At 53.1% G+C, this 15,852-nt stretch carries 10 protein-coding genes; 2 read left to right on the top strand and 8 right to left on the bottom strand.

Annotated elements, in window-relative coordinates:
• Nucleotides 1-6: 6 nt before the first annotated feature.
• From RGQ30_RS06020 to RGQ30_RS05990, 7 genes are all read right to left on the bottom strand, one after another.
• Complete coding sequence (locus tag RGQ30_RS06020; RefSeq protein ID WP_130556782.1) at nucleotides 7-5,409, bottom strand: two-partner secretion domain-containing protein; 5,403 nt, start codon at nucleotides 5,407-5,409, stop codon at nucleotides 7-9.
• Nucleotides 5,410-5,420: 11 nt separating this feature from the next.
• Nucleotides 5,421-7,061 carry a ShlB/FhaC/HecB family hemolysin secretion/activation protein gene (locus RGQ30_RS06015; protein WP_130556783.1) on the bottom strand — a complete coding sequence of 547 codons (1,641 nt, stop codon included), beginning with the start codon at nucleotides 7,059-7,061 and terminating at the stop codon, nucleotides 5,421-5,423.
• A gap of 19 nt (nucleotides 7,062-7,080) precedes the next feature.
• The gene (locus tag RGQ30_RS06010) at nucleotides 7,081-7,860 is read right to left on the bottom strand and encodes a 3',5'-cyclic-nucleotide phosphodiesterase (RefSeq protein WP_130556785.1); all 780 of its coding nucleotides are present in this window, start codon (nucleotides 7,858-7,860) and stop codon (nucleotides 7,081-7,083) included.
• Nucleotides 7,861-7,890: 30 nt separating this feature from the next.
• Nucleotides 7,891-9,630 carry a patatin-like phospholipase family protein gene (locus RGQ30_RS06005; RefSeq protein ID WP_130556786.1) on the bottom strand — a complete coding sequence of 580 codons (1,740 nt, stop codon included), beginning with the start codon at nucleotides 9,628-9,630 and terminating at the stop codon, nucleotides 7,891-7,893.
• A gap of 107 nt (nucleotides 9,631-9,737) precedes the next feature.
• The gene (gene dnaQ, locus RGQ30_RS06000; protein WP_130556788.1) at nucleotides 9,738-10,460 is read right to left on the bottom strand and encodes a DNA polymerase III subunit epsilon; all 723 of its coding nucleotides are present in this window, start codon (nucleotides 10,458-10,460) and stop codon (nucleotides 9,738-9,740) included.
• A 39-nt stretch (nucleotides 10,461-10,499) separates the two neighbouring features.
• Nucleotides 10,500-10,949: a ribonuclease HI gene (gene rnhA / locus RGQ30_RS05995; protein WP_338284879.1), complete on the bottom strand. Its 450-nt coding sequence runs from the start codon at nucleotides 10,947-10,949 to the stop codon at nucleotides 10,500-10,502.
• A 33-nt stretch (nucleotides 10,950-10,982) separates the two neighbouring features.
• Nucleotides 10,983-11,801 (bottom strand): class I SAM-dependent methyltransferase, encoded by an 819-nt coding sequence (locus RGQ30_RS05990; RefSeq protein ID WP_130556790.1) that lies wholly within the window; start codon nucleotides 11,799-11,801, stop codon nucleotides 10,983-10,985.
• Here RGQ30_RS05990 and gloB point away from each other — a divergent pair.
• Together gloB and RGQ30_RS05980 are read left to right on the top strand one after the other, a co-directional pair.
• Entirely contained in the window at nucleotides 11,792-12,565 is a 774-nt protein-coding gene (gene gloB / locus RGQ30_RS05985) for a hydroxyacylglutathione hydrolase (RefSeq protein ID WP_130556791.1), read from the top strand. The genes RGQ30_RS05990 and gloB overlap by 10 nt on opposite strands.
• A 286-nt stretch (nucleotides 12,566-12,851) precedes the next feature.
• A complete protein-coding gene (locus RGQ30_RS05980; protein ID WP_130556792.1) occupies nucleotides 12,852-13,985 on the top strand; it encodes a transglycosylase SLT domain-containing protein in 1,134 nt (377 codons plus the stop codon).
• A gap of 21 nt (nucleotides 13,986-14,006) precedes the next feature.
• Here the strand turns inward: RGQ30_RS05980 and RGQ30_RS05975 are convergent, their stop codons facing one another.
• Nucleotides 14,007-15,851, bottom strand: a complete 1,845-nt coding sequence (locus tag RGQ30_RS05975) for an ABC transporter ATP-binding protein (protein WP_130556793.1) — start codon at nucleotides 15,849-15,851, stop codon at nucleotides 14,007-14,009.
• Between the last annotated feature and the right edge of the window lies 1 nt (nucleotide 15,852).

The following is a 15,852-nucleotide window of genomic DNA, read 5'->3' as shown; positions in this document are numbered from 1 at the left end:
GCCCCCTCATTTGCACACCGCCGATGCGCGCTGTGGATCACTCTGCGTCGTCTTCAGTTCAATGTCATTGGACTGCTGGGAAATGGTGGTTCCTGCAGCACTTTGGTTGGCCACCTCAACGGCCTCCTCCTCTTGTTGAGCTTGCTGTTGCGCAGTGGGCGTGGGTGCTGTTGAACCCGGTTCGGTGTTGTTGGGCGGAGGGGTAAAGGCCTGGTTCAGGTTTTGGCCCACAGCGGAGTCAGCGTCACCTGTGGTTTGAATGATGGTTGAGTCTGGCAATGGGGTTGGCTCCACGGGTGGAGGAGGATTCAATGCAAATGTGGAAGTACTCATTTGCTGCATCGTACTGACTGGCATCACGACCGGTGGTGTGAAAGCGTACGATGAACTTGCTGGTGAATAAGACACGCTGCCAAACGAACCATTGATCGCGTTGGCTTGCAGGAAGGCATATTGACTTCCTGGTGCCAAACTTCCATTGGAAATGTCGATCAGATTCAACTGACCATCAAGGTTGGCTGAACCACCCACGACGATACAATCGAAATCCACGCCAGGCGTACCACCGTTGCCCTGAATTTCAATATCAAGGACACTGTTCGCATTCAACTCCAGGTTGCCGGTAACAGTCATCAAGCCTGGCGAGGCACCCGGCATAATCTGACCACCCTGTGCATTCAAGTTACCGTTGATGTTTGCAAAACCGCGTAAAGCACCACCATTGATATTGACGTTGCCCGTAAGCGTTGTACCCGGCTGCACGGTCAGGTTGCCACCCGTTTGGTTAAAACCAAGTGCGTTGAAGGTGAATACACCCCCATTGAACAGAACATTGGATGAGTTGCTGAAGGCGCCAGCAAACTGGATATTCTGATTCTGCCCGTTGAAATTCAAGACCCCCGTGCCGCCATTGGCGATTGCGTTCTGGAATAGGCCTGAACCAGTCAAATTGAAAGTGCCATTGTTGGTGAAATTGCCTGTACCGGAGAGCACACCACCAAAGGTGTAGTCGCCCGAATTGCTGAGACTGCCGCTGTTGACAATAGCGTTGGTAATCAAGCTGCCTGTGCCGTTGCTCAATACCAATGTACCGCTGTTGTTCAGGGTGCCCGTGCCGCTAAGCAAGCCACTGAGAGTGTAGTTGCCCTGCAATTCCAGTTCGCCATTGTTCTGCAAATCATTGGCAATGGTTTCATTCACCACGTTCATGCCCAGACGGACGGTAGAGCCCTGCGAGTTGACCAGTCTCTTGCCACTGACCAAATCGGCAACGGTGACGTTGTTCACGCCTTGCATGAACACAATTTCATCAGGAGTAGTCACCGCGAACTGCAAACCTGTCAAATTGGCACCTGCAACAAAAGCCACGCCGCTATTGGCCAGCGTAGGCTCTGGTGCACCCAAGCTGCTCATCACCATGCCGGAGAATGTCAGGGATTGTGCAACATCAAACTTGACGCAGAAGTCGTTGACCACGCAATTCACGGCATTCGGGTTGATGGAATCAGGTGAGCCATCAATCACAAAAGACGGATTTTGAAAACCTGAAAGGACCGTGGTCAGCGGAGTCGAGAAGCCACCAAAGTCGTCATACTCTGCAATGGCCACCGCCTCGGGGGTCAACTGCCCCACCAAAAACACGGGTCGATTCGGAGCTGTTATTTGCTGCAGCGAGTAATACAATGCCAAGCCCGGCGGCAAGCTGGGGGTGTTGCCCGTGACGTTCAGTCGAATGCCAGTGCCCACATTCAAGGTCATTGCATCAGGTGCCACTGAAACACTGTTGGAGTCGAACACACGTCGACCAGCCAAAATCAGGTTGCCTTGATGACCAGAATTGATGCTGGCGGTGCCATTCAAATTGGCAACACCGGCTGAATCAGACTCCACCACCAGAAATGAATCGCCACCCATGTTGATATTTGTGTTGTTCAATACCACGGGCGCAGTGGCAATACCATTTTCATCCTGTGCGCCAATCATCAAGGCGGCGGTAGGTGCCAAATCAATGGTACTTGTGACCTCCAGTATGGAAGGAGCTTCGCCTGTACTGCTGCGCAACAAGAGAAAGCCGTCGGGGGTCACTTTCAATGCATTTGAAGTGCCTGCACTGGACAACAAACCACCTGCAATTGTGAGGTCATCGCCGATGGTGATATCCCCTTTGGACAATGGGGATGCAGTAGCCACATTGCCTGAATTGACCGCGCTGTTGTCCCAAAAACCCTCTGCACCCAATCGACCACCCATGGTGCGATTCACAACCTGGAGATCAGCCGTGGTAAACCGACCTGCCAGCGTAATTTGGGAATTTGGTCCATTCACAGTCAAGTTGCCACCAGTAGTTGATACGGCAGCTCCTTCGAGACGGGCAGTTCCGCTGTTGACAGTCAAGGTGCCATTGAAGTCCAGATCCACCGTGGGCAATGAACCAAGGCCGGATCCACCCGACTCCGGACCGGGAGAAATCGAACTGACAAACTCCCCGATGCGCAATGCCTGCCCTTCACCACCTGAATTCACGCGAATGTCGGCAGCCTGAATGACCAGAGTTTCAATGGGTGTAAAACCCGACTCCGACCTGAAATCGGAATTCTCTGAGAATGTGGAGATGGCATTTGCGAATCCGTTTGACTCGATGATGATCGGGGCATCAAGTCTGCCATCCAACCCTGTGACATCCAGCCTTGCCCCACCAAAAACTGGAACAGTCACGCTTTGAGCAGCCTGAATGGGCGGCGGGTTGGAAGCGAGCGGTGATGCAGCACCGTTCAGCACAATTCTGGCACCCTGCTGCGCAACGAACTGCCCATTGGTACTGGACAACATGCCGCCTTCCAGTTTGGGCGTCACATCCACGGGCCCCAAGGAGGAACTGAACGCCCGCCCCAGTGCAAGCATGCTTCCTGTGCCCACCTGAATTTCAGAACCAGCAGTCATGCCCAACGATTGCAAATACACGAAATTGGAACCTGAGCTGATGTTGATCGAGCCATTCAAATCCGTGTCCACGCCATCAAGGAAAAATCCACCCCCATTGTTCGCAGCCATCACATTGAATGTTCCATTCAAACTGGCGTGTCCATACTGCATGTTGGCACCATCAAGATTGATGGTACTGCCTGACTCTGCGGTGATGTTTTGTACGAGGTGGCTATTCGAAGAGACCAAGGCCACCTCGGCGTTGTTACCAAATGTGAGTGTTCCGGCATCCACCAGCACGTCGGTGATGCTGCTGAAACCGCCGTTCAGAGCAACCGTTCCACTGGTCTGCAGCTTGTCCAGAAAAGTACTGGGGCTGATTTCAGCTGGATTGCCATTGGGTATGACACGGGTGAATGTGGACACTAAACTGCCAGCATCAACAGTCAAGGATTTCGCTTCCATGATGTTGTAGGACAGTTGACCTTGAACAGGTGCAAGTGAAACACGGTTGTCCGTTCCAACACGTACTTCACTTGCTGGTGAAGTCAAAGTCTCAAACGCATTGATGTGATTGACCTTCAGGTTCGCGCCCAACACGTTCAATTTGACCGGATTGGCCGGATCAACAAACAAGGGTTCCTGACCTTGACCAAAAGGATCAGTGGCCACCGCTGTGCTGACATTGATTCGGTTCAAGACCAAAGGCTCGCTGGAACCTTCAATGTTCATGCCGGATAAAAAATTCACGCCATCCAGCGGAAGCTCCCCGGGCGTATTGATCGGAAGCTGGCTGCCTTCAGGGACTTGATAGGGTGCCAAAGTCAGGTTGCCGTTGTTGCCCAAATACAAAGGCGCGTCAATGTACACAGGTTTCGCAATGTCATAACTCATCACTAGATCGAAACCGTCAAATGCCGTTTGACCTGGCATCAAGCCTACTTCTGCATTGATATTGATTGATCCCTTGGCCTCCAGTAACAGCCTTGGATTAAAGGATATCTGGCCGAGGTTTTGGTCGATCAGCACCGCGGCATCAATGGTCAAATTGCCATCACCAGATTGTGTACCCGAGGTATAAATTTCTACAGAGCCGTTGCTCTCGAGCCCCGACACCACGGTGCTGGCCAACAAGAATGAATCGGTCGGAGAAAACGAGGCTGAAATGTCATCGGTTGAAAAAACCGGGCCGCTGGATGTGTTGCCAAGGTTATTTTCCCCAGAAGGAATTTCATCCACAATGGTGAGGTTGGCCGGGTCGATCAGCCAAAGCCCCGACTGCCCTTTGGGTGCTGACGTATTGGCTGCTACATTGACTGCCAGCGCCTGCTTGCCCGACGTTTCAACACGGCCACCGTTTCCGCTTTGCGCGCCACCTTTGGCTTGTACCTCGGAATTCACCACAGTGCTACCGTCAGCCCAAACCACCACTTCACCGCCATCGCCATTTTGCGTGGCATTGGCCGATATCAGGGTATTGGCTTGAACCACGGTTTGCTTGGAATTGGCAATGCTTTCATCCTGACCTTTCCAGCCGCCACCCACATGCACGGTTCCACCGCCTGTTGCACCATCAGCAGAAATGTGTGCGCCGCTCAGTACCGCAACACGCTTGCCGGTGATATCAATTTCACCACCTTTTCCATCAGCGCTGTCCGCCTTGATCTGACCACCTGCAATCGCATCACCTTGTGCAACAAAGCGGATCACACCCCCCTTCCCAACTTGCGCGCCAGTGGCTTCTACAATTCCACTGTTTTTCACCAGGTGTGAAAACACGGACGCATTTTTGCTGACGATCTGACCCAGGTTCACAGCCTGCTCACCGTCTTTCACAACAACAGTGAGGCCAATGGTGGGGTGCTTCAAATCGACAATCGTGACACTGTGACCTGCAGCCAACAGCACTTCACCGTCCGCGTGAATAACTCCACTGTTTTCGATACTCGGTGCCAACAGTACAATCGAACCGCCAGAATGCGTAGTCAATTTGCCCTGGTTGACAATTGAACCAGCATTGCCGTTTGCATCCTTGAAACGCAGGTGACCATTCAGCAAATCGGTGTCAGAAGCCGCCAGTGTGCTGGCCAGAAAACCGGCCGTATCAATAACCGCACCCTGACCAAAAAACACGCCAGCCGGGTTGATCAAAAAAACCTGCCCATTGCTTTGCAATGAACCCAGAATTTGGGATACATCACCACCGGTAACCCGGTTGAAAACCTGGCTTGCCGCATTTTGCTGAATGAATTGGGTGGTTTGCCCCACATCGATATTGAACTGCTGCCAGTTCAATATTGCACCTGGCGTATTGGTAATTTGCATCAAATTGCCGATGGCTTGCGAAGTGGCTTGCCCGGCAACCACGGACAGGCCGGTGGGGTTTGCATAGACAGGGCTGGCAATGGCCATGGCCACACCAAAAGCCACGGCTTTGCGGCGAAACTGGAAACCAGCCGTGTTGTGTGAAAGACGATTCATATTCATGCTGTCTTTCCTTACAGAGAGGTGGCGAAGCTGACGTGCAACATCAGGTCACCATGGGGTTGAATGGGCACGCCTGAAACCACTTTGGCCAGGTCAACGCGAAACTGGTGCTTGGGCGAAAAGGCAAACCTTGCCCCCAGCCCATACGACATCAAATGGGGCTCGACAGGGTTACCTGCCACGGGGTTGTTGAACTTCAATTGCGCGGCATCCACGAAACCGACAAATTGAAAGCGCTCCAAAAAACCCGCCAAAGTTTTGGCTACATTCGGACCCATCAATTCAAGTGACTGGCGAAACCCGCGATCCCCTGAAATAACACGTTCCTCAAAGCCACGAACCGAATACACGCCACCTGCACCAAACTGTTCGCCCGGTATCAATGAATAATCGGTGTGTTGCGCATCCAGCTGTGCGGTCAAACGCCAACCAGGCGCCACTTGCTCGGACCAGCTGGCATTGGCTCGAAGAACATCAAAATTTGCCCTGGCTGCCGCATTGGTCATTTGGTACTGAGCAGTGGAGTTGTTGCCACCCGTGACATAATTCTTGAAATAGGCAAGCTGAAACGCGCGCTGTCGGGAGTCCTGCGCTTCAGACAGTGAATAGGACACACCAACAGGCCGACTTTCCAGAGCAGGGACCAGGCTGGGCCCAAACCCGTTCAACTGAACCTGGCTGACAAACTGTTTGATCTCATGCGAAAACGTCACCCTTTGATCGAAACCGGCAAGTCGGTCCAGCAGCTTGACCCAGCGTATCGCAGCGGTCGTACCCGCACCGGCTACCGACACCGAGCCCGCACCCACGCTCAAGGTACCTGCATCCACGTTGGAATCGCTGTAGGCCAATTCCAGCAATGAATTCTGCGAATAAAAAGGAATTTTGTAATTCAGGCCAAATACTTCAACATCTGACCAACGGCCGGGTGAGGTCACATACTGAAACGACGCCATGTGCCCTTTCTTGAAAGCATCGTTGTGTTGCAGGGCCACACCCATGCGGAAGTCACCGGTTGCATTGGTGCCCGAGTTATCGAGCGTGACATAGGCGGCCAAAGGATTCTGATCAGCAACCTGTACTTTTGCATCCACCAACCCTGGCTTGTCGCTGGGCTCCAGGCGAACCCGGACGATCTTCGCCGGGTTGTCATTGACCAGGCGAAGGTTTTTGTCCATTTCCACCGTGTTGATCAAGGCACCGGGCTGCAACACAACCAGGCTTTGCTGAATGGACTCGGCCGTGAAGTAATCATTGCCAGCCACGGTAACGACATCAAGCCGGGCATCTACAATTTGCAGCTTGAGCTTTTCTCCTGGTTGAATTTCCTGTTCCGGGATCAACACCCGCACCACTTCAAAGCCCGCCAGCGCATGAAGCTGTTCCACCGCGGTCGTGGCAGAACGCAAATCTGAAAAAGTGATTTCACGGCCTGCGAATCCGTTCAGGACAGACATGACCTGATCACGCGGCACCAATTCAGGCCCAACAACATCAAAACCCGACACATTGAAGCTGGGCTCTTGGTAACTATCCCCTCCCGAAGCACCCGGCGGTGTTTCCGGAGAAATGGATTGAGCATAGGCTGGGCGCAAGGGTGCGTTGACCAACAGCAGTACTGCACAAGCGACTGCGGAAAGCTTGAGTTTCATAAATTATGGGTACAACCGATTAGATGTTAAAAATCATTCCGGCCGAGAGAATATGCAGCGGCTGGCTTCCAGGATACTGCTGTAGTTCCTTTTTAATCTGGTGAATTTCCCTGGGTTTCAGGTGGCTAATCCAGATTTCACATGCTGCATTTAATTTTTGAAGCTCCCCGAACAACAAACTGGGGCACAGGTGTTTTGCCAAATCGGCAAGCCATTTTTCCTGATCAGGAAAAGCAGCCTCAATGAAGAAATAATCTACTTTTTTAGACTGGTTGATAAGTTCAAACAACCGGTCTGTCTGATGGGTATCACCCGAAAAGCACCAACCCCCGGTGGGCGTGAATAGAAACACACCCACAGCGGGCACCGTGTGGTCAACATCCACCGTAGTAATCCGGCGTTCGCCCAAAATCAGCTCTTCTTCGGGCTTGATCTCAACATACTCCATTACTGCATTTTCTGCATTTGGAATTTTTGAGAAGTCAGGCCATATTTCCTCATTAAAAATATGCTGCTGCAAGGCCCTGATTGTGGGGAGGGTGGCATAAACCTTTAATGGCTTTGCACGCCCTACACCAACGGTATCAATGAGAAATGGGAGACCACAGATGTGATCAAGATGGGAATGAGTGATGAAGACATGCTCGATTTGTTCGAGGCGAGAAAAATCCAGTTCACACAGGCCGGTGCCCGCGTCAATCAGAATGTCATTGTCAATCAGAAAGCAAGTCGTTCCTTGCCTGGGAATACCGATACTGCCGCTGCAACCCAACACCTCTACAGTAGAGTGTTTTTGCATCAAAACCTCGCAAGTATGACGACTGCATTGTTATGTATTGTTCTGAAGCATGGTCAGTATATCCGGTATTGCCTTCGACCCGGCTTCATACCCCAAAGCAATGATCTCTTCGCGCCGCTCGAACTCCATCAGACCGATTTTTTCGATGGCCGGCTGCACATACAGATCACTGATCACACGGGCCTGCCGTGATTTTTCAATTCCGCCAAGTTCGATAACCCGCATCAGGGACTTCATCATGGTGGGCATCTGCACGCTGCTGTCATCGAGCATGTGAGCAGTAATGTCCTCTTCCTGCCCAACATCGACAGTGAGAATTTTCCGCGCACCCTTCGCACGCATGCAGTCGACCGGCACATTGTTGACCAGCGCACCATCCACCATCACCTGTCGACCAGCCATGAAAGGCTCAAAAAACACCGGAATGGACGTGCTGGCGCGAACGGCTTTCCACATTGGTCCCTGCTCGAACAAAAACTGATTGCCAGTAGTCAGATTGCAACTGACCGCAAAAAACGGAATGGGCTGATCTTCGATCAACAGTTCACCAAAGGCATTGCGATACACCTCGTCCACGGCTTTGCTTTTGACAAATCCGTGTTTTGGAATCCAGTAATCCTTCAATTTGAAGGGCAGACCCTTTTTGAAACTCGTTGCAAGTGCCGTGTTGACCTCAAGCGATGTGCGACCCGATGAAATCAAGGCACCAACCAAAGCGCCCATGGATGTGCCCCCCACGGTATCCACCACAACTCCAGCCTCCTCCAGCGCCTGAAAGAAACCGGCGTGTGCGAAGCCTCGTGCACCACCGCCCCCCAACACAAGGCCCAAAGTCAAACCGAGAACATGGCGCACAGCACGGGCGTTGTCGGCATGGTGGCCTCGCCGAATGTGCAACAGGCGGAATCCTGTACCAAAGGTATCTCGAATGCGTTCTGCCACGGCCTGTTCAACCCACGCAGCCTCATGAACCAAAACCAACCAAACGGGCAAATCATCATCAGCCGACTTCAGTTGCGATTTCAGCAAACCACAGCTGTGAGAGTCGCCCAAGGTGCTGGCGCAGATCATCACCACCATGCAGTCCAGTTCTTCGACAAGGCGGTCGTCCAAGGTTTCAAGGGGCTGAGGCTCGATCATTTCAACCACCCGACTGGCCAAGGCGGCAGGTGTAGTTTTGGGGATGTCGCTCAAACTTTTCCAGCGTCGCAATTCGCAGTGGCGGGCCATGGCGGACTGAAAACCTTCAACAGCCTGTTGGCTGAAACCTTCCGGCCTGATGAGTGATTGAAACAGAATGAACTGATGCTGCTTCAAAGGACCGCTGTAACCCAATTCGCGCTTGAAACGGGATACCAGCATGCGAATCAGGTGGTGATAAACCGAACGGCTAAACTCGCCAAATTGTTCAAGGGCCGCTTGGTCAATTTCCAGCAGAATGCTGTCACGCCGGGCAGATATGGTAAGGGTGCGCGCAGCTTGGTCAAAAAAACCAAGTTCACCAATCATTTCACCGGGAAAAAAGGAAAGCGTCAGGTCGAGATAACCATCAGGCCGAATCCGCTGGCCCTTTAACTGCCCTTGCAACAGCATGTAGAACTGCTGACTTGAATCACCTTGGCGAAACAAGGTGTCGCCCCGATTCAGGTGGGTCAGCTTGGCCAGGCGAATCAACTGCTGGGCTTCTGCTGGCTGAATTTCAAGCTTCCTTGAAAGAAGCGCCACAGCGTAACTCAGCTCGATCAATGGCAAGTCGGTAGATTCAGACACACATTCACCATGGTGGGAGCAGACCGAATCGATGGTAACAAACTATTGCACGAGAGGGGACAACCCACATGGAGGTTTGCGAACCCCTGCCCCCTGGTGTTGATTGACTACACAGCTTGCATATCTGTTGCCTGGCTGATTTTACTCCACACGCTCGGACCCTTGGCTGCCTTTTCAATGTCAGCCAGATAGGCCTGGTGCAAGGCCAGTTCCTCTTCTGTGGGCTCTGGCTCTGGCAGACTCAAGGCGCTCAGCTTGATGCGCTCAACGCCATCGTCATCATGTTGCGCATTCAGGTCTATGACCAGGCTGTCCTGTCCACGGGTCATGGCCAGGTAAACTTCCGCCAGAATTTGTGAGTCCAGCAAGGCACCGTGCAACTGGCGGTGCGCATTGTTTACACCCAAACGGTCACACAATGCGTCCAGGTTGTTGCGCTTTCCGGGAAACATCTCGCGGGCCATACCGAGTGAATCGATCACCCCGTCGACGTAATCCGCCATCCTGCCCAAATTCAGACGGTTCAATTCACCGTCGAGAAAACCGATGTCGAAAGAGGCATTGTGAATAATCAGCGTACTACCCTGCACAAAGTCCAGAAAATCTTTGGCAATTTGCTTGAATTTCGGTTTGTCGGCCAGCATGTCATCTGAAATACCGTGCACCTGGAAAGCCCCCTCGTCCACCTCACGTTCAGGATTCACATACTGATGGAAATGGTGGTCGGTCACCTGCCGGCCATTGACCTCAATGCAGCCAATTTCGATGATACGGTGCCCCTGGCGCACTTCCAGGCCCGTTGTTTCCGTGTCCAGTACTACATATCTCATTGCTCACTCACCATTCAATTACCCTATCCATCACACGGTTCAATCCACTTTCGCGGCCATGGCCTTTTCCACACCCTGATTGGCCAATGCATCGGCCTTTTCATTTCCGGGGTTACCGGAATGGCCTTTCACCCAATGCCAGCGCACCAGGTGACGCACACTGGCTGCATCCAGGGTTTGCCACAAATCCGAATTTTTCACCGGTTTTTTGTCCGATGTTTTCCAGCCGTTCAGTTTCCACTTGGGCATCCATTCCAGCACGCCTTTGCGCACGTACTGCGAATCGGTGTACACGTCGATGCTGCAGCGTTTTTTCAAGGCGTTCAAACCTTCAATGACGGCAGTCAGTTCCATGCGGTTGTTGGTGGTATTCAGTTCGCCGCCGCACAATTCTTTGGCATGCTCTCCGGATTGCAGATAAACACCCCAACCACCGGGTCCCGGGTTGCCCTTGCATGCCCCATCGGCGTACATGATCACGCTGGCAATTCTCTGTTCTGTCAAAATCAAATCCTGTCGGGCTTATCCACGGTCGCCTATTGTAGGTGTTTTATTCAAGGCCTTATTGGCCACAGGCTTCAGTTGGTGTGCCGACATTTTTTTGTCCTTGAACGCAGGCCCAATCAAGCGCATTCCACGCACCCGCTTCACGGCGCAAACATAGTACACACCACCACACACCGGCCACCACCTGTCGCCCGCATGCTCCATGAAGCCCATGCGGCTGAGCCCTTTTTCAGTGAAGGAGGGAAATCGGTAACAACCAAAGCGGCCAAACTCTGGCTCACAAGACAGAAGTTTCAACCAGTCTTTCAGACGGCTCAAGTGAATGGGTTCGCAACCCTGCGGCCATACAGGCGCCCAGCGCTTTAATGCAGCATGGCGCAGGCCCCACAGTGACATGGGGTTGAAGCCAGTGATGACCACGCGGCCCTCGGGCATCAACACCCGTTCCACTTCACGCAGTAACTGGTGTGGATCTTGCGAAAACTCCAGCACATGGGGCAACACAATCATGTCCAGCGACTGGCTCTCGAATGGCAGTTCCTCAAACTCTGCGAAACAATCCGGACTGACCACCTCCAGGCCATCCGGTTTGCTGGCGACCAGGCCTTGTTGCACATATGCCCGGTGAGGAATGCGGCTTTCTTTCAAACCATCTACCAGGCGAGTGCCCAGCTGCACGGCCCGAAAACCGAACAGATCGGGCACCACGCTGTCGATCCAGGCCTGTTCACGGCTGGTGAAGTACTGGCCTGCCGGCGTTCTAAGCCATGCATCCAGTGCTAACATTTGAGCCTGTTGTGGTCTCAGGTCGTTCAGGGGTTCAGATGGAATCATTCAAGTCTTCTCAAGTTTCAAACTGGTCGGTTTACGGCATTCCGGCCTTTCAGGACAACTACCTTTGGGCCATTGTGCACGAGCCAAGCAAAGCCTGCATGGTAATAGACCCGGGTTGTGCAAAATCGGTTCAAGCTTTCATGGACGCGAAGGGCTATCACCTGGCTGGCATTCTTGTGACTCATCACCACATGGATCACGTGGGTGGCATAGACGCATTACTGAGACTAACCGGAAAAGACATTCCTGTGTATGGTCCCGCAACTGGGCGTGTGCCCCAGGTCAACCGCCCAGTCCGTGAAGGGGATACGGTTGATGTGCATTGCCTGGTGGCCCGTGTAGTGGAAGTACCGGGGCACACCAGCGACCACTTGGCCTATCTCATTGAACTGAAGGAAACCATGCAAAGTGACGCCGTGTGGATGTTCCCTGGCGACACCCTGTTTTCAGGAGGCTGCGGCAGGCTGTTCGAGGGCAGCGCCGAACAAATGCACACCTCCCTCCAAAAACTCGGTCAATTTCCTGCGCAAACACAGGTTTACTGCGCACACGAGTACACAGAATCCAATCTCCGATTCGCTCGGGCTTACGCGCCGGAATTGCAAGCTCTTGTACTTCGCGAACAAGAGGTTAAAGAAATTCGCAGTCGAGGGTTGAGCACCATTCCCACGACGCTGGAAATCGAACGACTATCAAACCTGTTCTTGAATGCCAAAAGTGCCGAAGAATTGAAATCAATCCGAACAGCCAAAGACAATTTTTGAAATAGCAGCTGGTTTTTTCCGGTTTCACTGGTTTGCTGGAATAAAACAACTCGGTGGGTATCACTACAACGGGGCGTGACCTAACCCTCAATTGACCCCCACTCAAAGTTGGTCATAGGATGCATTTTTCTCTGGCATTCAGCCCGTTCGGGCCAAGCAACCATTGACTGCTACTTTATCCAAGAACTTATTCAAACGAAAAACCAGATTCAGCCTTTTTAGCTGGCAACAGTGCGCGTGGTCTCTCCTTTTGGGCACTGCCCTACCCTCGCCAGCCGCTTGGGCGATGGCCCCTCACGAACAAATTGCACTGAATGCGTCAAACCAGCAACTTGACCTGTTCAACGTGACCTCACCCGACCCCGGACTGGTACTGAAAATGTCGGGGCCATCCGAGTTACTGAAACTTCAACTCGACGAAAAGGTTGAAGAAGACGTGTGGAGCGACATTCGCAAAAGCTTTGCAATCCCTGACCTTGAATCCAGACACGTCAGGGTTCGCGAACAGGCATTGCTGAAAAACACGCGAATGGTGAACGCACTGCTGGAGCGGTCCGAGCCCTATATCTACTTCATTGCCCAAGAGTGCGCCAAACGCGGCATGCCCGCAGAGCTGGCCTTGCTTCCATTCGTGGAAAGTGAATTCAACCCGCATGCCCGGTCTTCAGCAGCCGCCGTGGGCTTGTGGCAATTTGTTCCCAGCACGGGGCGACAATACTCCCTGAGGCAGAACAAATGGGTGGATGAACGTCGAGACCTTGTAGCCTCGACCCGCGCAGCACTGGATTACCTCGGCTACCTGTACAACATGCACGGCGATTGGCACCTTGCCCTGATCTCCTACAACTGGGGCGAGGGTTCTGTGCTCAAGGCCATGAAAAAAGCACAGAACGCGGGCCTTGCCCCGACTTGGGCCAATCTGGATTTGCCGCAGGAAACCAGGCAATACATCCCCAAGCTTCAGGCCCTGAAAAACCTGATTAAAGACCCACAGCGTTTTGGCATGACCTTGCCCGAATTTCCCAACAAACCTTATTTTGAAGAAATCAAGCGTAACGCAGATGTTGATCTGCGCGAAGTGGCGCGAATGGCGGGCGTTGATCTTGGCGTCATTCGGGAACTGAACCCAGGTTTGAACCAGCCCGTACTGTATGCGGCATACAGCAACAGCCTGCTGGTACCCGTTCAATATTCCCGGAAAATTCAAGCGGGTTTGGCGCATTACAAAGCCCCGAAACCCCTTCGCCAGTACACGGTCCGGAAAGGGGACACACTGGGTGAAATTGCAGAAAGATTTGACGTGAACACAAAAGACCTGGCTTCAATCAACGGGCTGGGCCAAAAGAAAGTCATCAAACCCGGTATGAAGCTGGCCATTCCAGCCTCACCCAAGGCAGAAGACAATTGGGCTGCCTTGTAAGCTCAACCTCTCCGGAAAAACTCACAGCATGGGCGCTGCGTTGATCAATTGACGCGTATAGGCATGTTGAGGGTTTGCAAACAGCAGTTCCGCCGAGCTTCGCTCGACCACCTCACCGTGCCGCAACACCACCACCTCGTCAGCAAGGTATTGCACTACAGCCAGATTGTGCGTGATGAATAACATCGCCACACCGGTTTCATTTTGCAAACGCTTGAGCAAATTCAGAATTTGAGCCTGAACAGACACATCCAGTGCAGACGTAGGCTCATCACAAATCAGGATTTTTGGCTCAGACACGAGGGCCCGCGCAATGGCAATGCGTTGGCGCTGCCCACCTGAAAACTCGTGCGGAAAGCGAGCCAAGGCTTCAACGGGCATGCTGACCTGTTCAATCACTTTTGCAATGCGCGCCTGGCGCGCTGGCGCATCCAGGTCAGGCCGCAAACTGATCAATGGCTCTTCAAGAATTTCCGCAATGCGGTGGCGTGGGTTCAACGAGGCAAAGGGATCCTGAAACACAAACTGAATGCGGGAACGCCACCCGTGTGGCCCACGTTCCGCCCATTGGCGAAGCGGCCTGCTTTCCATCAGCACATCACCGCCTACCTTGGCATTGCTGCCCAACAAACCCAACAAGGCGCGCGCCGCAGTGGTTTTTCCGGAACCTGATTCGCCAACAAGCGCCACCGTGCGGCCTTGCAACAGGGTCAAATCGAGTTTGTTCAACACCGGCTTGAATGATTTCTGAAACACGCCCTTTTTCTCAGGGTAAGCAACCGAAAGCGAGACAGTTTGCAATACCACTTTGGCTGCGGCAGCTGAAGAGATTGAATCGACAGTGGGCACAGCATCTGCGCCTGGCTTTTTAAACGACAAATCAGCGTGGTAAAAGCACCGCACGGTGTGGGTTTCGCTGGCTTGCAACAATTCAGGGGTGGTGACGCTGCAGTTCTCTTGTGCGTGAATGCAGCGGGCTTCGAACCGGCAACCCGGCTTGGGATTCACCAGCGAAGGCACCCGCCCCTCAAGCGCATACAGTGCATGACCGCGCTGGGCCTGGCTGGGCAGCGACTTCACCAAGGCGTGCGCATAAGGGTGCCGGGGGCGTGCAAAAAACTCGGCCACGCTGGCTTTTTCAACCAGTTGACCCGCGTACATCAAACCCACGGTGTCGGCCATTTGTTTCACAATCGCAAGGTCGTGTGTGATCAACAACATGGCCATGCCCTGCTCACGCTGCAGGGTTTTGAGCAAATCCAGAACCTGCGCCTGAATGGACACATCCAGCGCGGTGGTGGGTTCATCGGCAATCAGCAGGTCTGGCTTGACGCTCAAGGCCATGGCAATCATCACCCGCTGTTTTTGGCCGCCCGACATTTCAAACGGATACTGCTGCAAACGCTTGGCTGGTTCAGGAATACCAACCCGTTCAAGCCACTGTGCGGCTTCCTGCAAGGCCTGCTGCTTGCTTGCGCCGGTGTGCAGGCAAATCACCTCAGTCAGCTGATCACCCACTGTCATCACCGGGTTCAAACTGGTACCCGGTTCTTGAAAAATCATGGCAATGCGCTTGCCGCGCAAGGTGCGCATGGCGGTTTCGCTGATGCGCAACACATCGGTGCTTGTCGTGCTTGTTGAGCTTGAGCCTTCGCCTAAACAGACCCTTCCGGCGACAATCGCACCGCTGTCAGGCAACAGGCGGGCAATACTGAGTGCAGTCATGGACTTGCCACAACCCGATTCACCCACCAAGGCAAAGGTCTGACCTTTTTCAATGGCCAGGGACAAATCATCCAGCGCATGCACCCAGCCAGCCTCACTGGCCAAACGCGTGCTTAATCCATGGATGTCGAGCAGACTCATA

Source organism: Limnobacter thiooxidans, from assembly GCF_036323495.1.
In the GTDB taxonomy this organism is placed as follows: Bacteria; Pseudomonadota; Gammaproteobacteria; order Burkholderiales; family Burkholderiaceae_B; genus Limnobacter; species Limnobacter thiooxidans.
Note: the sequence above shows the minus strand (reverse complement) of the source record. Positions and strands in the feature narration are given on the sequence as shown.